This is a genomic window from Clostridioides sp. LIBA-7678, from assembly GCF_056716065.1.
In genome coordinates, this window is the sequence record NZ_CP196987.1 from 3,496,473 (window position 1) to 3,515,677 (window position 19,205).

17 protein-coding genes are annotated in these 19,205 nt (G+C 27.1%); 1 reads left to right on the forward strand and 16 read right to left on the reverse strand.

The annotated features are described in order from the left end of the window. Nucleotide 1: 1 nt before the first annotated feature. The 16 genes from cas8a1 to nrdE form a co-directional block, all read right to left on the reverse strand. Nucleotides 2–1,873, reverse strand: coding sequence for a type I-B CRISPR-associated protein Cas8b1/Cst1 (gene cas8a1 / locus ACTG46_RS16235; RefSeq protein ID WP_479923207.1), 1,872 nt, complete (start codon nucleotides 1,871–1,873; stop codon nucleotides 2–4). A gap of 5 nt (nucleotides 1,874–1,878) precedes the next feature. Then, entirely contained in the window at nucleotides 1,879–2,616 is a 738-nt protein-coding gene (gene cas6 / locus ACTG46_RS16240) for a CRISPR-associated endoribonuclease Cas6 (RefSeq protein ID WP_167640415.1), read from the reverse strand. Nucleotides 2,617–2,693: 77 nt separating this feature from the next. Beyond that, nucleotides 2,694–3,611, reverse strand: coding sequence for a helix-turn-helix transcriptional regulator (locus tag ACTG46_RS16245; RefSeq protein ID WP_167640424.1), 918 nt, complete (start codon nucleotides 3,609–3,611; stop codon nucleotides 2,694–2,696). 268 nt (nucleotides 3,612–3,879) lie between these two features. After that, complete coding sequence (locus ACTG46_RS16250) at nucleotides 3,880–5,796, reverse strand: ABC transporter permease (RefSeq protein ID WP_219672848.1); 1,917 nt, start codon at nucleotides 5,794–5,796, stop codon at nucleotides 3,880–3,882. Then, a complete protein-coding gene (locus tag ACTG46_RS16255) occupies nucleotides 5,796–6,542 on the reverse strand; it encodes an ABC transporter ATP-binding protein (RefSeq protein WP_054271510.1) in 747 nt (248 codons plus the stop codon). Before ACTG46_RS16255 ends, ACTG46_RS16250 begins: the two co-directional genes overlap by 1 nt. 108 nt (nucleotides 6,543–6,650) lie before the next feature. Continuing rightward, complete coding sequence (locus tag ACTG46_RS16260) at nucleotides 6,651–7,502, reverse strand: undecaprenyl-diphosphate phosphatase (RefSeq protein WP_054277480.1); 852 nt, start codon at nucleotides 7,500–7,502, stop codon at nucleotides 6,651–6,653. Nucleotides 7,503–7,725: 223 nt separating this feature from the next. Further along, entirely contained in the window at nucleotides 7,726–8,496 is a 771-nt protein-coding gene (locus ACTG46_RS16265) for a HAMP domain-containing histidine kinase (RefSeq protein ID WP_407811477.1), read from the reverse strand. 240 nt (nucleotides 8,497–8,736) lie between these two features. Continuing rightward, nucleotides 8,737–9,429 carry a response regulator gene (locus tag ACTG46_RS16270; RefSeq protein WP_479923208.1) on the reverse strand — a complete coding sequence of 231 codons (693 nt, stop codon included), beginning with the start codon at nucleotides 9,427–9,429 and terminating at the stop codon, nucleotides 8,737–8,739. Nucleotides 9,430–9,574: 145 nt separating this feature from the next. Next, on the reverse strand, nucleotides 9,575–10,534 hold the full coding sequence (locus ACTG46_RS16275; RefSeq protein ID WP_074179843.1) for an NrtA/SsuA/CpmA family ABC transporter substrate-binding protein: 960 nt from the start codon (nucleotides 10,532–10,534) through the stop codon (nucleotides 9,575–9,577). Nucleotides 10,535–10,566: 32 nt separating this feature from the next. Further along, nucleotides 10,567–11,445, reverse strand: coding sequence for an ABC transporter ATP-binding protein (locus tag ACTG46_RS16280; RefSeq protein WP_479923209.1), 879 nt, complete (start codon nucleotides 11,443–11,445; stop codon nucleotides 10,567–10,569). Beyond that, nucleotides 11,438–12,220: an ABC transporter permease gene (locus tag ACTG46_RS16285; protein WP_054271516.1), complete on the reverse strand. Its 783-nt coding sequence runs from the start codon at nucleotides 12,218–12,220 to the stop codon at nucleotides 11,438–11,440. Before ACTG46_RS16285 ends, ACTG46_RS16280 begins: the two co-directional genes overlap by 8 nt. Further along, nucleotides 12,221–12,850 carry a hypothetical protein gene (locus tag ACTG46_RS16290; protein WP_054271517.1) on the reverse strand — a complete coding sequence of 210 codons (630 nt, stop codon included), beginning with the start codon at nucleotides 12,848–12,850 and terminating at the stop codon, nucleotides 12,221–12,223. A gap of 365 nt (nucleotides 12,851–13,215) precedes the next feature. Continuing rightward, on the reverse strand, nucleotides 13,216–14,115 hold the full coding sequence (locus tag ACTG46_RS16295; protein WP_074179845.1) for a helix-turn-helix transcriptional regulator: 900 nt from the start codon (nucleotides 14,113–14,115) through the stop codon (nucleotides 13,216–13,218). A gap of 63 nt (nucleotides 14,116–14,178) precedes the next feature. Next, nucleotides 14,179–14,805 (reverse strand): GyrI-like domain-containing protein, encoded by a 627-nt coding sequence (locus ACTG46_RS16300; RefSeq protein WP_231301045.1) that lies wholly within the window; start codon nucleotides 14,803–14,805, stop codon nucleotides 14,179–14,181. 79 nt (nucleotides 14,806–14,884) lie between these two features. Continuing rightward, nucleotides 14,885–15,856, reverse strand: a complete 972-nt coding sequence (gene nrdF, locus ACTG46_RS16305; protein ID WP_054271520.1) for a class 1b ribonucleoside-diphosphate reductase subunit beta — start codon at nucleotides 15,854–15,856, stop codon at nucleotides 14,885–14,887. A 12-nt stretch (nucleotides 15,857–15,868) separates the two neighbouring features. Beyond that, nucleotides 15,869–17,968: a class 1b ribonucleoside-diphosphate reductase subunit alpha gene (gene nrdE, locus ACTG46_RS16310; RefSeq protein WP_479923210.1), complete on the reverse strand. Its 2,100-nt coding sequence runs from the start codon at nucleotides 17,966–17,968 to the stop codon at nucleotides 15,869–15,871. A 445-nt stretch (nucleotides 17,969–18,413) separates the two neighbouring features. Between nrdE and ACTG46_RS16315 the strand changes: the two genes are divergently transcribed. Beyond that, a complete protein-coding gene (locus tag ACTG46_RS16315; RefSeq protein WP_054271522.1) occupies nucleotides 18,414–19,139 on the forward strand; it encodes a pentapeptide repeat-containing protein in 726 nt (241 codons plus the stop codon). Nucleotides 19,140–19,205: the final 66 nt, after the last annotated feature.

The following is a 19,205-nucleotide window of genomic DNA, read 5'->3' on the forward strand; positions in this document are numbered from 1 at the left end:
CTTATTTTTCCTCCTTTTCGTTTGGCAGTTTACCTTTTCCTTCATATTTTCCAGAAACTAATCCAGATATAAAAGCATGGCCTATAGATTCGAAGTCTAAATCTTTTTCAACCTCTATATCTAAAATAAACTCTGGAATCTGTTTTTTAGCTGACATAAAAATTCTTATAACTGTATCCATAAAATCATTTTTATTTCCAACTTTAACTGAATTTAAAAGTTTATAGCTTACTCCATCTATTTTATTTTTAGAATTTTCATTGACATAATGGTCATGTACATCACAACCCAAATAATAAATTACTCTTAGTTTTTTATCATTTTCTTCCAAATTTTTACTGTTCATTTTACATACTCCCTTCTTATAGCTATTTATTAATGCTCTTAATTGTACTATTCTAAAACAGTCTATTCCTGATATATTTGATTTGTTTTTACTTTCCATACCATTCTTAACTTTATTTCTTAAAGTATTATTAATTAGATGCTTCAGATCCCTATTTCTCAAAAGTAAATCTAATACATTTGATTTAAGCTTATAGTCATATATATTTTGTATTTTTGTGTTTTCATATGCAAAGATTTTGGCTAAATAAGTAGGAATATTAAAGTAGTTTATATTACACTTTTTAGAGTCTATACTTGCTTTAAATTCTACAAAAAGTATGTTATGAAGCTGCCATTCACTTTTTAATTTATTTTCTTCTACTATACTTTTTATAAGTTTATTAAAAGGATTCTCATCTTTGGAATCTGAAGACTCACTTTTTTGAACTTTCAAATTGTTGTTTCTTTCAAAAAGCTCATTTATAGAAGTATCCATATTAACAAATAAATAAAACTCATTTTCTTCATTAGACAAATAATTTTTTCTTGTATAAGTAGCTCCTGCTGGTGTACAGAACAATATAAGCTTACAAACATCACATATTGATGTTGTATATTCCTGATTCCAAAACATATTTCTAGCATTATTAGTACTTACTCCAAGTGGGGCAAAATTACTTTCTGAGTACTCATCTAATATCCCTTTATATGAGCCACACATTTCACAGACTTCTAAACTATCCATATACAATCTTATATCTTCAATACTTTTATTTTTCTTTATAAATTTATTGTTTATTTCCTTCATAATTTTTTCTATAGTATTTATACTAGACTTACTAACTTTTTTTTCATTTACATCTTTAGATATACTATCTAATCTATCATTTAAATAGATTTTTAATTTATCATAGTCATTCTCTTCTAATAAATCTTCTAATTCTCCTAAATATATGATTTGTCTTAAATAGTCATTAAACATTACTTGTTTTAATCCATCTAAATCTAATTTAGCCTTAGCAACATTAAAAAAACTAACTTGTCCAAAATAATTATCTTGAACTACATATTTATAAAGATTGGCTGTAAGTCTGTCATTTATTGACTTTATTTTAAATATATCAATAATCTCATCAATTAAAGTTTCTAATAAATCAAATTCATCATAACTTTTTATCTTAGACATAATGTCTAGCTTTTCTTTTATCAAGTTAGAATTATCTTCATCAAATTTTTTTACCTTATCATTTTGCTGTTTTATATTATCTTTAATTTTCTTAATTCCATCTTTGATTTTATCAGGCTTAGACTTAATAAAATTTATATTGTAATCAACACTCTTTCTAATCCTTTTTGATACATCATATTCATCCATGAAGTAATCGAAATAATACTCATGAAAGTTTTCAAGAAAGGAACTATCAAATTCAATATAGTCTTCCATAATAAATATTTCTGATTTCTTCTCTGCTTTCTTTATTATGTTTAAAAATCCAACTATACCCATATTAAAGAACCAGTCTCCTCTATAAACCCTTAACTTCATTTGTCTCACCTCCATTCTAGAATATCTATATCTCCAAATCCCTGTGCTCTTCTAAAACCTATTCCTAGGTTGTAGATAAGATTTAAGTCATCAATATCACCTTTTAATATAAACTTACCTTTGTAACCATTAACATATTGATACTCTTTGCCTGTTATTTTTTTAAATTCTCTTAAACGCTCTTTAACAACTACCTTTTTAAGACCTATATTTTCAAACTCTAACTTTCTTTTTAATCCATTTCCTCTATAGTTTTTGATAACTTCATTAGTTATATAGTTTAACTCTTCTATATATCCATCATCATCTACCTCCAAGAATTTTCCTTCTTTAGATTTTATGCAAATTGGAGATAGTGCATTAAATAGTACATTCTCTTTTGTTACCTTCTTTTCTCTTGATAAGTCTATTCTAATCCTTGTAAGTTCATATTCTTTATATAAGCACTTTTTAGAAGTCATTAATCCATTATATATATGAAAACCTAATTCTAAATCTGGAGTACTTATATTTAATATTACTTTATCTTTAATAATAAAATTGTCACCTTCAATACTATATTTTTTTATATAAACTGAAAATGTGAAGTTTTTAGTTTTTTTATTATTTTTTTCATTATAGTAGTACATATTTTTATAGTAATCTTCATTAGACTTTCTTATCGCTTCTTTTATAATACTCATAAAGAGTGAATTATAAGATATTGGTATACAATCGGTACTAAATTCAATTTTCATTTTCATAATATCACCTCTCTCAACTAATATATTAACACTAGACCGTGAAGTATATCTGTCTGAATATAAATTATTTAAAAAAATCAGTAAATTTTTTTCATTTTTTCAATTTCTGACAATATATCATCTCTAAGTCTAATAGGTTCTATAACTTCAACATAAGCTCCCATACTCAAAATCCAACTTTTTATCTCTTCATAACCTCTCATTTTAGCTTTAAATAGTATAGAATTATTGTCATACTCTATAATTTGTTGATTATTAACCCAAATTTTCTCCTTTATAATTATTGAAAATGGATGGCTAATTTTTATAACAACATTAATTTCTTCTCCCTTATAAATTCCTATACTATTTTTACTGTATTCATCCCAATTAAAACTTCTATCTACATTATATTTTTCTTCTAAAACCTTATAACTTTTAATTCTACATAATTTAAAATCTATAAACTTAAGCCTTTTTTCACAAAAAGCTACCATATAGGTATCTGATTTATAATTAAATAAACCGTATGGATGAACAATTCTTTCGCTACTGCCTGAGTTCAACGAATAATATCCTATCCAAATCTTACGTTTTGTCGTATACGCTCTAGTTATTTCGTTACATTTATTTTTTTCAAACTCATAATCACAATTACGTTGTGCTTGTACTGTGAAATAATCCATATATGTATCGCTTTTTTCTCCTGTATTTAATACTGCTTTTATTTTTTCTACAATACTATTAAATTCATTTTTGTAAATATCATTATTGTACTCTAGTTGTGAATTTATCATGTCTAGAATTGAAACTTCACTATCCAATAATTTAATTAGTGAGATACTATTACATTTATCAATTTCATATCCACCATAAATCCCAGGTGTTGAATTTATAAATATACCTGCTTGTTCTAAGTATTCCTTATAACTTTTTATTTGCCTTTCACTTACTTCCAATTCTTCTGCTAGCTCTTTACACTTCATTCTTCCTCTACTTTGAATTAATATCATCATTCTTATTGTATTAACTAACTTACTAATGAATAACACCTCCTAATAATATTAATTAACATCTTATATTGTTTATTTCTACACATATATACATATAACCTCCTTATATTTTATATAAGTAGAATATTTTACTATTTAGATACTTATTACGACATATTAGTATATAATCTTAATAATTAATACAATAAAAAATATTACTGAAAAAATAAATATTTATAATTCCAGTAATATTAATCAATTTTAAATACTTTTTATTAGTTAATAGCATATCCTAAAAATTAACTAAATTTAATCTTATCTCTTTTAAATAATTATTTCTCACAATTAAGAAATACACTATTTGAACTAAAAATAGACTTCCCATTACCAAAACTGCTGAAGATGCTACCTCTATATCAAAAGAATTTCTCAGTGCAGTAAGTGCAAATATCGAATGTATAACTGCCACTACATAAGGCAATAAAAACACAATTCCAATCTCAATAGTTGAAGCTTTTTTAATCTCATTATATGTCATCCCTAACTTATTTAACTGCTCATACTTTTTCTTGTCTACTTGACAATCCATATAAAACTTATTATATAAAAAGCTACTTGTAGTAACAAAGAAAATCATACCTATAAATATTGCCAAAAACATAAATGTAGAATATGTTAATTTACCATTTTCTATCATTAATTCTTTAGAGAAAAATAAATATGGTTGCATTCCAGACTCATCATTAAATTTATTCTCAAATTGTCTACATATCTCTGTAGTTTTGCTTGAATCAGCTACTTCAAATGTAGTAAATCTATCCACTATAAATTTTGATTTTATACTATCATAAAAATTATCTTTTACCACATACATATTGTCATAATACGCTGGCATAACACACTCTTCTACTTGTTTTACTATCCTTAGACTTTTATTACCTATAACCACATTGTCTTTAACTTTCTTATCACCTGGCAAGTTTGATGAAAGCAATGATATAGATTCATTATCTTCAAAACTTATAGGGTTAACTCCTATAGTCTTTGTGATTTCTAGATACTTAGATTCTTTCATAATTCTCACATTAAAATCGCTTTTCTTAGGAAATACAGTTTTAAATTCTCCATTAATTCTTGTATAATCTACATTTTCTTTTTTTAATTTGCTTTCTATAAATCTCATTCTTTCCTTATCTTTTTCTTTACTATCAGGCTTGTTAGTATCATTATGCAAAGTCATTGTTGAATAATACATTGTGTTAGGATATATTAAATTAATTTGACGCTTTACATCTTTCCAAAATGAATAAACTGTACCTATAGCAGTAAATGCTACTGCAGAAGTTATAGCTATCAAAAAGAATATCCTAGCATTATCCTTTACTTTGTAGATTAAATTTGAAATCCAAAGCATATTCGTATTTTTTCTATAAAATCTCTTATTTAATTTTAGCTTTTTTAGAAAAAAAACACTAAATTGAGAAAAAAATAAATAGGTTGCTAATATAGTAAGAGATGTAACTGGAACTAAGCGTAGATATGTTGTATATTGGTCAGTTGATGTAACAGCACTATAATATGCTATTACAAACAGACAAATACTTAATATAACAAATACTAGTGATGTTTTAGGCTCTGGTTTTGGAGTTTTTGTACCTTTAAGCAATCTCAATACTTGATTTTCCTTAACTATAAAAGAAGCAAATACTGATGTTAATATAGCTAAAATTATGAAGTAAAATAAAGTAGATAATATTGCATTTATTGGTATATAGAACTTCAATGGTGATAATTCTAAAAAGGTAGACATAATCACTAAAAATATCTTTGAAAAGACTAAACCTATTATTACTCCAATTACAGAAGATGCTATATTTATTATTATATTTTCTATAAAAATTAACTTCATTACCTGTTGCTTTGATATACCTGTAATGTAAAGTATTCCAAATTCTTTATATCTACTTTTAAGAAATATACTCACTGAATAAAATACAAAGAAGAATAAAAATAAATATGCAATTATTTTACTCATCTTAAGCCCCTCTTTTAGATAATCGGGAAATTGAGATATCTCTAAATCGGGATGACTTGTAAACATGATAAAAGAAAATAGTAGGGCAGAGGATATAACGATACTTGCTAAATACCCTACATAAGCTTTAATGTTTCTTGAAATATTGTTGATGGCAAATTGTTTTATATTCATTAATTATCGCCCCCCAATAATGTAAGTACATCCATTATCTCTTGATAAAACTGCTCTCTACTACTTCCCTTATATATTTCATTATATATAGCTCCATCTTTTATAAATAAAATCCTACTACAATAACTTGCAGCTAATGGGTCATGAGTTACCATCATAGTAGTAACCTTATTTTCTCTATTTATATTCTCAAATAACTCCATAACAGTCTTTGATGACTTTGAATCTAAATTACCAGTTGGTTCATCTGCTAAAAGTATTGATGGTCTATTTATTAATGCTCTAGCAATAGCAGTTCGCTGAGCTTGACCACCTGATACTTCAAAAGTTCTTTTTTCTAATAAATCTTTTATCCCTAAAATTCCAGATACTTCAGCCAATCTATTATTTTGTTCTTTTACACTAACCTTATCTAATGTCAATGGTAATACTATATTTTCACCTATAGTTAAGGTATCTAATAAATTAAAATCTTGAAATACAAAACCTAACTCTCTTCTTCTAAATAATGCAAGTTCTTCACCTTTTAATAGTAGTGGATTCTTACCTTTTAGCTCCATAGTTCCTGTAGTTGGTTTATCAATAGTAGAAATCATATTTAAAAGAGTAGTTTTCCCACTGCCAGATGGTCCCATAATTCCTACAAATTCTCCATCATCTATACTAAAATTTATATCATTTAATGCATTAAAAATTATTTTCTTGCCATATACTTTACTTAAATTATTTACAGTTAAAATTTTCATTATTAACTATCCTTTCTAATCTAATTTTTGAAATAACATATATATTTATTTGTTAATTATTATTTATATTGGTTAGCTAATTCTCGTAAATAATAAATATATCTTAATCTATACACTAATTATGTTTGTAAAAGCTAATATAGCAAGCAATATTCCCATAAGTATTCTATATATAGCAAATACTCTCATTGATTTTTTCTTTAGAAAATCCACAAATTTTTCCATAACTACTATTGATACAATAAAAGCTACTATAAATCCAACTATCAAGGCAATCCACAATGTTGGTGTCATTATTGAATAATCAAATTCAAATAAATCCTTTCCTGAGGAAGCTACCATAGCTGGCACAGCTAAAAAGAAAGAAAATTCAGCTGCTATAGGAGAATTAAGTCCTGCTATCCATCCACCCATAATAGTAGATGCACTTCTTGACATACCTGGCCATGCAGATAAAACTTGTAAAACTCCAACTTTTAATGCTTGTATTGGCGTGATTTTGTCTATATTATCAGTAGAATGTTTCTTTTTTCTAAACAAAGTCTCTACCACTAGTAATAAAATCCCACCAACTATAAATCCTATAATTACAGATTGTAAATTAAACAAGGCTTTTATGTTGTCATAAAATAGAACCCCCACAATCGCAAATGGAATACATGCTATAATTACATTCATTCCAAATTTAAAGCCAGTTTTTCCTTCTTTTCCACCAGTAAATATAAACTTAAAAAATTCTATAACACTATCTTTTATTTTCTTCCAATAAAGTACTACTACTGCTAATATTGCTCCAAGTTGTATTACAACCTCAAACATTTCAGCAAATTGTCCTTTAAAATCTATCAAGCTACCAACCAATATCATATGACCAGTAGATGAAACTGGGATAAATTCCGTAAGCCCCTCTACTATAGCTATCATAACTGATTTTAATATGAAAATAATATCTAAACTCATCAATAAACATCCTTTCCTTTTTGCAAAATTTATTTTTTATGTTATTTCTTATACTAATTGTAATTTAGATTAGAAAATTTAACTATCTACAAACATTACACAAACCTTACAGCTATGTAAGGTTTGCAAGTAAACTCTATTAAAATTAGATTTTTTAACTGTAATTATCTCATTCAACAAATGATATATAAATTAATAAAAAACATAATCAATTAAAGATTTATTATAGAAAATTATTCATATTATCTTTATTAAACATGATTGAAACTTCTGTGCCTTTTCCTACTTCTGATTTTATGCTGACTTTATGCCCTAAATCATCACATACTTTTTTTACTAGATAAAGTCCCATACCTGTAGATTCTCCAAACTTACGACCGTTTTCCCCTGTAAAAAACGGGTCAAATACTCTTTTTATATCTTTAGAAACAATCCCAACACCCTCGTCTATTATACTTAGTGTTACATAGTTATTGTTTTCTTCAGCTTTTATATTTAGGTAGTTACTATAACCTTTAGAATATTTCACACCATTTGTAATCAACTGGTTTATTATAAATTTCATCCATTTTATATCTGTATAAACATAAGTAAATTTGTCTATTTTTATCTTCGGAATTATCTCATTTTTTATAAATAGCCTCTTTTCTTCATTTACAATACCAACTACAATTTCGTTCAATTTAGCTTTCTCAACCACAAAATCTTTTTGGAAATTATCTGCCCTTGCAAAGTGCATCGCCATATTTAGACCTTTATTTAGCCTGTCTAGTTCTTCTCTTATGTTTTCTGTTACTTCTTCTCCCTCATATTCTTGAAGTTGAAGACTTATAACTGATATTGGTGTTTTCATCTGGTGAATCCATTGATTGATGAAAGTTAAATGTTCACTATGTACTTTTTTATGTTCTTGTATCATTGATTGATATAATTTATGTTGTTGTTTTAAAATAGCTGATATATTTCTTCCCAAGAAAGAATTTCCTAAATACAAGAATGATTCATCCAGAGATTTTATGCCTTTTTTGAATAGAGTATATACTTCTCTATGCTTATAGTATTTATATATTAAAAAACACAATAATATAAAAGAGCTAAATAAAAGAATATATAAACTCTCTTCCAAATTGATAAATTTCATAAGATTACAATAAATAATTGTCATAAATATTCCTATATAATATATAAAAATATAACCCTTACAATCTCTAAAAAATAATTTCATATTTTCTCCCTACCAATTTTTATTTAATTTATATCCTAATCCTCGTACAGTTTGAACAGCATTATCTATACCTAATTCCTCAAATCTTTTTCTTATCCTGCTAACATTTACATTTAGAGTATTTTCTTCTACAAATTCAATATCGTCCCATATCTTTTCTAACAGATAATCTCTACTTACTACTTTTGGGTATTTTCTAATGAGGCATTCAATCAATATCCCTTCTTTCTTAGTAATAATTAGAACCTTTCCACCTAATTCTAACTCCAACCTCTCTGGATAAAACTTCAATCCATCTAATTCAACTATTCTTTCCTCTATTTTAGGTGAATATTCACCATATACTCTTCTTATATGACTCTTTATCTTTGCCATTACTACATCATAATAAAAAGGCTTTGTTATATAATCATCTGCTCCACTTTCTAAAGCTCTAATCTGGTCTACGTTCCCCTCTCTAGCTGATATAAAAATTATAGGTAGATTAGACTGCTGTCTAATACATCTACACCAGTAAAAACCATCAAATCTAGGTAAATTTACATCCAATAGCACTAAATCTGGCTTTATTTTTTCAAATGTAACCATTATATCATCAAAGTTTTCTTCAACAACCACTTCAAATCCATATTTCTCAATATAATCCTTAAGTAATGTACTTATTGATATATCATCTTCCACAATATATATTTTATGACTCATATATTCCTCCCAATATCTATTTTAACATTAACTAAATCTACTAAAAATAAATATAATTATTAATATAAAATAGAAAAAGTTACCTTAATTAAGGTAACTTAAACTTTTATTATAGTTTCTATTTAATATTATTTTAGCATAATTTCTACTTAGCAGCATATATTAATTCTTTTATGTCTACTTTTTTCTCTTGCAATCCATTTTTTATTAAGAAATTTTGTGTATCTTCAAGTGAAGATATGTCTTTATCTGTTATATCTAAACTAAAATCATACCAAGCATACAACTCTTTAGTTTCTTCAACACTTAAATCAACTTCTTTAGCTACTTTTTCCATAGCTTCATCAAAATTATTATTTACATATTCTAAAGTCTCTTCTTCAACCTTCATAAATCTTTCAACTATCTCTGGATGTTTCTCTGCAAAATCTGTACTAACAGCTGTTACTATTATCCCATCTACTAAACCTTCACCATTTGCTACAAGTTTACTTCCAGACTTCATAGCTTTAAGGGCTGCTGGTCCAGCAATCAATGCAGCATCAACACTGCCATCAGCAAGAGCTGCTGATGCTTCTGGGATACCCATGTTAATAAACTCTACATTATCCATACTTAATCCTTCTTTATCAAGAGCTGCAATTAATACTTGATGTAGTATAGTTCCTTTTGGACCTGCTACCTTCTTACCTGCCAAATCTGCTGCTGATTTTATTGAACCATCGTTAGTTAAAATCATAAATCCTTTTGGTGACCTACTATAAGTGTTCAGTATCTTTAATTCCACTCCATTAGATGCAGCTATCAAAGCTGATGTACCACCCAATGCATGTAAAAAGTCTATTTCTCCAGCAGCTAAGGCCTGTGTCTGCTCTGGTCCTGTAGTAATTTCATGGAAATTAACTTTTATATTATCCTTTTTAAATTCCTTTCCAAATAAATCATCCTGTTTTTGAATTATAGAAGGAACATTTAATGGTGATTTTACATAAGTTAAATTTATTTCTGAAAGTTTTTCTCCATCATCTTTTTTAGCACATCCACCTAAAGATGTTGTTGCAAGCGTTAATATCGTTATACCTACCAATAGTTTTTTTAATTTCATTTACTTTACTCCTTAAAATATTATTAATTTCTTTACATGTCTTTATTTAATTTCATTGTCATTAAAATATCTTTTTTTAATTTAATATAATAGTCTGAAGTCAAATCTCTATCATAATCATCTTCTATATTAAATTCTTTTATTTTTCTTTTGTTTGTAAAAACAACTATTTTCTTGCCTATCTTTAATGCTTCATCGATATCGTGAGTTACAAATATTACACCTTTATTAGTTGATTTATGTATTCTTATAACTTCATTTTGCATATCAATCCTTGTAAAATAATCTAATGCCGAAAAAGGTTCGTCCATAAACAACATATCTGGATTGAAAGAAAGAGCTCTAGCTATACTTACTCTCTGCGCCATACCTCCTGATAACTCATTTGGATAAGAATTTTTAAATTTCTGCAAGTTCATCATCTTAAGATATTTTTCTACATCAATACAATTTTTCTTATTAGGTCTATTTAAGTAATTTAAATTATCATTAGTCTCTAAATCTATGGAATCATCATTTATACCTTTACTAGCAATGTTTCTGTGATATTTGAATTTACCAAATACTTTACTTAAAATAGTGTTTTTTCTTTGATTATGAAAGGCTATATTTTCACTTACATTTAACCAAGGCATCAATCTACTCTCTTGAAATACAAATCCTACATTAGGTCTATACTCTTTATTATCTTTAATAAATCTAATCTCACCACTATTTATATCTTCAAGGGATGCAATTGCTCTAAGTAAAGTAGTCTTTCCACATCCACTTTCACCTAAAATTACAGTTATATGATTTTTATCTATGTTCAAAGAAATATTACTAAGAACTATGTGTTCTTCATTGTTGACTTCATAACTTTTAGATAGATTTCTGATTATGTACCCAGAATCACATACTAAATTATTCATAGGCTTCCACCATCTTTCCCTTACTTACCTTTTTCACAATAATTGAAAATATATAATCTGTAATTATTCCTAAAAGTCCAATTACAATTATACCTACAATGACAACATCTGTTCTAGACATTTCCTTTCCATCAGATATCAAGTAACCAAGACCTGAAGAAGCTGCTACAAGCTCTGCCCCAATAATCGCTCTAAAACTATATCCAAGAGCCAACTTTAGTCCAACTGCAATATCAAGAATGGCATTAGGTATAATTATTTTAAATATTATTTGAATCTTTGAAAACTCAAATACTCTACCTACTTCAATCAGTTTTGAGTCACAATTCCTAATCCCCTTTAATGTGCTTGTAAAGATTGGGAAAAAAGAAGCCAAAACTATAATTATAATTTTCGATTCTTCTCCTATGCCAAACCATAGTATAAGCATTGGTATTAAAGCAAGTGGAGGTGTATTTCTCAAAAAATTTATTAACGACTTAAAATATTCATATACTCCACTATGAATTCCAAAGAATATCCCTAGAGGTACACCTATTGCAGTACTTATTGCAAATCCTATCAAAACTCTTTTCATACTTGCATATACATTAATAAATATTGAACCATCACTTATCATATTTAAAAATGTACTATACACCTTTTCAGGTGATGGTAATATATAATCACTCCAGATACCAAGATAATTAGTAATTTTCCATAATAAAAGAATTATAAAAAATATCAAAACACTTTTTACTAGACTTAAAAACCTATTATTAAATTTATTGACCATTTACAAACCATCTCCATTATTACACCCATCTTTACAATAAAACATTTCTACTATATCATACTTATCTTTAGAACCATCTCTTATATTTTGTATTTCGCTTAAGATTTCTTCTTCAGTCGATACTTCAAGAACCTTTTCAAAAGAGTCTTTGAAATATCCTAATGGAATAGGAGATTCATCTATCTTTCCAAGTGATTTTATACCTTCTTTTTCAGCAAATTCTTTCCATGTATAAAATATAGCATTACTCTTATCCTTAAATTTTTCACTTGCAAAATCCCTTAATTGTGTACATGGAGAGGTTACTATCAGCATATCATCTTCACTCTTGATATATTTGTCATATAAAACCCTACAAGTTCTTACTAGTATTGGTTCTATCATAGGTATTTCAAAACTATCTATCAAATTATTTCTTTTTAAAAGGTTTATACTCTCTGGACATCTACAATCTAACATTGTATTCTCAGTCTTTTTTGTATACTCTTTATATTGCTTCTTTACATATTCTAATTGTGGCTCACATTCTGCCATTATGTACCCCTTTTTTATCAAATTTTCTTTGACAAGGTGAAACTTTTCCCCATACATTCTTTCTGCCACTGGATTTATTAGAAGATATTTATTCATAGCTCCTCCTATTATTTAATATTGAATATTATTATCAATTACTAGTTTAAATGAGCACTTAAATTTTGTCAATATATTAAATTTTTCTTAATAAAATAATTTTTCTCTACATTTTTTTGCTATTTAAATTAAAATATTAAATAGTATATTCAATCTATTTTAAATATTAATATACACATAACGCTAGTAATCTACTTATATAATAATCTATAAATATTATATAATGATATGTACATAATTAGTATTAATATTTGATAATAATATCAACAAAAGTAGAAAAACTCTGAAGTATTATAAGATATAAAATCGAATCTTAAAACTACACAAAAAAGTGAAGTCTAAACAGACTTCACTTTTTATAATCTTTATAAATATTTCATTTTAACATCATCTATAATTTGTAAAATTTTATTTCTAACATCTATTGGCTCCAATACTTCAATATTTTTTCCAAAAGAAAGTATATATCCATAAATCCAATCATTTTTTGGATACTGTACTGTTACGATGAAATCTCCATCATTATCATACAATATATTATCAATATCAAATTCATCATACACTCTATAGCCTACATCTTTAGAAATTTTTAACTTTAAAGTAATGCTTTCATTCTCATCTTCTTTTATCTCTCCAACTTCAACTGGTATACTCCTTATAAATGTCTGTTCACAAACACATATATTTCTCATCCTTACAATCTTAAAAATTCTATAATCATTTTTTTGATGACAATAGGCTTTGATATACCATGACTTCTCTTTAAACCAAAGCATAAGTGGTTCTACACAACGCTTTGTTACCTTTCCATAAGTATTTATGTACTCAAAAGTTATAATATTACAATCTAAAATGGCTGATTTTATTTTTATAAATTTATCTTTCTCTATATCATTACTACCCCAATGAGAAAAATCAACAGTTATCCAGTTTATATCTGACTTACAAAATAAAGGTTTAAGTTTTGATAGTGTAGAATCAACTTCTGGATATTTAAGAATATTTAAACTTTCTAATGAGGCTAGAATTTCTTTCTGTTCTTGCTCGGACAAAATAGATTTATCAAAGGTAAAATTATCTAAAATACCTATACCCCCATTTCTGCCTTTGTCAGTATAAATTGGAATACCAGAAGCTGACAGTATTTCAATGTCTCTACAAATAGTTCTCCTAGATACTTCAAAGTGTTCAGCTAATTCTGTTGCAGTTACTTTTTTCTTATCTAAAAGGATATAAATAATTTCAAACAATCTATTACTTTTCATATAATCACCTCATTACTTTATTATAGTATAACAATAAAGTAATATAATACCACAATATAACGCTTATAACTCTCTTTTTACTTCAAAACGCAAAACAGTCTTTAATGAATCAGGTGATACTTTTCTAGCATCACTTATATAAATTTCACGATGTACATTAGATTTTCTTATAAGATTATTTCTTTTACAAAATTCACTCATAATGTCAAAACTTTCTGGTTCATTATCATATGAACCTACATGAAGCATTTGCACACACAAGCCTTCATTAATAGACTCAAACCTAATTTTTTCAAGAAGATTATGTGGCTTCTTCTTTTTTACTATATTGATAGCTTTGTCCAATAGGTCCTGCGTAACAAAATCTGGCTGACGTATCATCATAGTATAAACTAAATCTTCTTTAATAAGTATATCTGAGTATTTGCTTTTTTCTCCTTTATCCCATATAGCTTCTAAAGGAAAAACTGTATAATCAAAATATCCTTCTGGCACAATTCCCTTCTTATGCATAGTTTTTATTGCATATGCCAAAGAATAAAGTACTCCTATTGCTTCAGTAAATTCTTTATCATTTGGGTCTCCACTACCTCTTAACATGATAAATTTTTGCTCTGGTACTTCAACTAATATAGGATTCTCCTTAGGTAAGTATAACTCTTTTTCTTTTTTTCTCCATTCATATTTCATAAAAAATACCTCCGTATATATATTTTATACATTGATATTATCATGGTAAAAGTGACAACAGTATGTCACAATTTATAAATTATATTATAAAATCTTCATCTTCTAATTCTTCATATACTCCTTTTTGGTATCCATTCCCCTTAGTTGAAAAGAAATCATGTGTTTTAGTTTCCGTACTAAGACCATTTAATACAATTGGATTAATAGCATCTACAGTATATAATTTCTCAAACCCTAGATTTTCTAAAGCCCTATTTGCATTGTATTTTAAAAAATTCACAACCTCTTTTTCAAGCCCACTTTCTCTGTATATAACATTTGTGTACTCTACCTCATTATCCATAAGACTATTAAGTATAGAATACATATTCTCTTCTAATTTATTTTTCTCAATTTCATCAAATTCGTCGTATATTTCTTGTGCAAGCAATCCTATATACTTACCATGTAAAGACTCATCTCTAAGAATGAGTGATATTATTTCTCCACTAGCAACCATCTTTCCTTGACCAGATAAATACAATGGATAAAAGAACCCTGAATAAAACAAGAAACTCTCCAAAAATACGCTTGTAACCATTGATAAATACAAACCTTTTTTACTTGTTGTATTCTCATATTGAGCTAAAACTAAGTCAGCTTTTTTTTGTAAAGTTGGCTCTGTTTCTATCCACTCAAATAACTCATCTATTTCTGAGTTAGAAAGTAAAGTCATAAATATAGAAGAATAGCTTTTGGCATGTATTTCTTCCATAGTTCCCATAAAAGATAGGACAGCCTTTCTTTGTAGATTTTCTGTTAAACTCATCATAGATGGGATTCCATTATTCCCTTGTTTTGTATCCAATAATGTTAAACCACCCAATACTTTCTTATATAGTTCCTTTTCCTTATCACTTAGTTCATTCCATACCTTGATATCCTTAGAAACAGATATTTCTTCAGGAAGCCAAAATTGTTTTACATTTTGTTCCCAAAAAGCTTGTGTAAATCCATCTTCTTCTCTATTCCAGTTAACTGCATTATGTATTTTATGTAAATTAAACGTCATATATTTCTCTCCCTATACTGAACATACTAAACACTCATGAGTGTCTCTTGTCATCTTTGTTCTTGTGTAATATAAACTTTTCAGACCTTTTTTATATGCATATATGTAATGTCTAGCTATGTCTCTAGTTGTCTTTTCATCTGTGACAAATAGTGTTGTTGATATACCTTGGTCAACATGGTTTTGAACTGTTGCTACTAAATCTATTACTTTTCTCATATCCATCCTGTATGCTGATTGATAATATAACATATTATCATTTGTTAAAAATGGCATTGGATATATTGTAGTAGAATCTCCATATGTTCTTACTTCTACTGGTTCAGTAATTGGCATTATACTTGATGTAGCATTTTGCACATAACTAATACTTTGAGTTGGTGCTATTGCCATTAAATAAGCATTATATATGCCTTTTTCTTTTACTTCGTCTAACAAACTTGCCCAATCTTCTTTAGTTGGTATATGGATACCTTCAAATAATACCTTTACCTTATCTGAATTTGGTAAATAAGATTGCTCATAGTATTTTGATAGTACTTTGCTTTCTCTACCTTTAGCATATTCTGATTTATTGAAACCTTCAAAAGTTTGATTTTTTTCTATAGCTATTTTCATCGATGCTTTAATTGAGTAATATCTAATCATTGCAAAAAATACATTAGAAAAATCTATGGCCTCCTCTGAAGTATATAAAATATTTTCTCTTACTAAATATCCATGTAAATTCATAGCTCCCAATCCTATAGAATGAGACTTACTATTACTATTACTAACTGTTGGTACTGGTTTTATATCCGTACTATCTGCTACAAATGACAATGCTCTTATTGCTGTCTCAACTGTACTTTCTATAGCTTTATTATCCATAACATTAGCTATGTTTAAAGAGCCAAGGTTACAACTTATATCTTGTCCCCATTCATTTTTACCTCCATAACCTTCTATTTGTGAAGGTGTCTGATATTGGAATATCTCACAACACAAGTTAGACATCTTGACCATTCCAACATCTCTTAATGTATGTTCCTTATTTGCTGTGTCTATGTATACTACATATGGGTATCCACTCTCTTGTTGCATCTGTGCTATTTTAGTCAACATCTGTCTAGGATTTATTTCTTTTTTTCTTATGTCCTTATCATCAACTAACTTTTCATACCACTCATTCATTTCTATCTCATCAAGATAAACTCCATACTTCTTATATACAGTATGAGGATAAAATGCATATGCAATCTTATTTTTTTCTGCTAATTCCATAAACTTATCAGGTATTATTGCCCCTAGTGATAATGTAGCAAGTCTTATTTTCTCATCAGCATTTATCTTTTTCGTATCCATCAATAATTCAAAATCAGGATGAAACACAGTAAGGTAAACTGCTCCAGAACCTTGTCTAGCTCCCATTTGATTGAAATAACTAAAGGATTGTTCCAACATTTTTGCTACACCAACAACTCCTCCAGCTGCTCCTTCTATGTCTTTAATTGATTCACCTGATGCTCTAAGTTTAGATAAGTTTAGTGCAACTCCTCCACCAATCTTTGATAAATGGTTTGATGAAGATATAGCATATGATATGCCTTCTGTACTATCTTCTACAGATAATAAGAAGCATGATACCATCTCTCCAGCTCTTTTTCTTCCAGCATTTAAAAATGTTGGAGTAGCTGGTTGAAACTCTTGTTTTACTATTTTATCTGTAAGACTTAGAGCTAGACTTTCATCACCATTTCCTAATGTCAAAGCTACAATTAATACTTTCTCATTATATGTTTCTAATATTTCTTTTCCATCATTGCTTTTTAATGCGTAATTTTGATAAAACTTATTTGCACTCATATATGATTGAAATTCAAACTTATATTCCTCAATAAACTTATATACCTTTCTAATAAAATCCATACTGTACTTATTTATTACTTCTTCTGAATAATAACCTTCATCTATTAAGTACTTTAATCTTTCTTCTAAGTCTTTAAATTTTTTCAACTTTGGTTTTATAAATTCTTCTATGTAACTACTTAAGGCTTCCTTGTCTTTTTCTAATTGGTATTTACCTTGTTCATTTTTAATTATCACTTGATTGTTAAGCTCTATCCAATTCATTATTTACCGTCCTTTTAACATAATCTTGTGCTATAATTTCATTTAATTTGATTATTATTTCTTTTAGTATTTACTAGTTTAAATTCCTAAAATAACTTATAGATATCTAAATATAATAAGTATTTTTCAAAAACAAAAGCACTACATATAGTCAGTGCTTTATCTATTATATACTACATATAGTATATACACAAATTTTTTTATATCTAAACTTTTATTATTCTATTACTTCTATTATTTTTATTTTCAAGAAATTCTAAAGGATTTAACAGAAAATTAATTTATATACTATTCCTATAATCTTTTTATTTTTTATTTTTATATTCTTACAATATATTTAATATTTTATATAATAGTTAGGAGTTTTCCATTTGTTGTTATATAATTATATATATAACTATTTTACTACTGAAGGTATAAAAATAAATTCATGAAGGTGATTTTTATGAGAGATATTTCTAAATATGAACTTGAAAAGATACTTAAAAAACATTATTTATGGCTTAAAGACAAGAATGATGGAGAAAGAGCTGATTTAAGAGAAATAAAATTAGAAAATATGAATTTAAAGGGATATTGTTTAAGTAATATTGATTTTTCATGGTCTGACCTTATTGATTTAAACTTAGAAGAAGCAGATTTAGAAAACTCTAGCTTTAGTAACTCTTATTTTTCAAATTGTTCATTAAAAAATTCCATCTTAAAAAATGCAGACCTAAGTGGAGCTAATTTTAGATTTTGTGATTTATCTAATTCAGATATAAGAGGAACTAATTTAGAAAACTCCAACTTAGAATATGCCACTTTAGATGGAGTAGTATCAGATGAAAATACTCGCTTTTTCAAGTTATACTGTCCTGAGACAGGAGCATTTATAGGCTATAAAAAGTGTTTTAATTTTAGAATGGTACAATTATTAATTCCAAGTGATGCAAAAAGAGTTTCTGCTACATCAAATGCTTGTCGATGTGATAAAGCAAAAGTACTGTCAATTACAAGCATAGATGGCAAAGAATCTTTTAAAAGTGCTCGTGCATATGCTGATGAAAATTTTATATATAGAGTAGGAGAAACGATTATAGCTGAAGAATTTAATGAAAATAGATGGAAAGAATCAACTACAGGAATTCACTTTTTTCTAACTAGAGAGGAAGCTATTGGCTACCTATAAATGTAAAAAAAAGGGTCTTTAAAATAAAGTGTGTATTCTTCTAAAAAGTAATGATAATTAAAACTA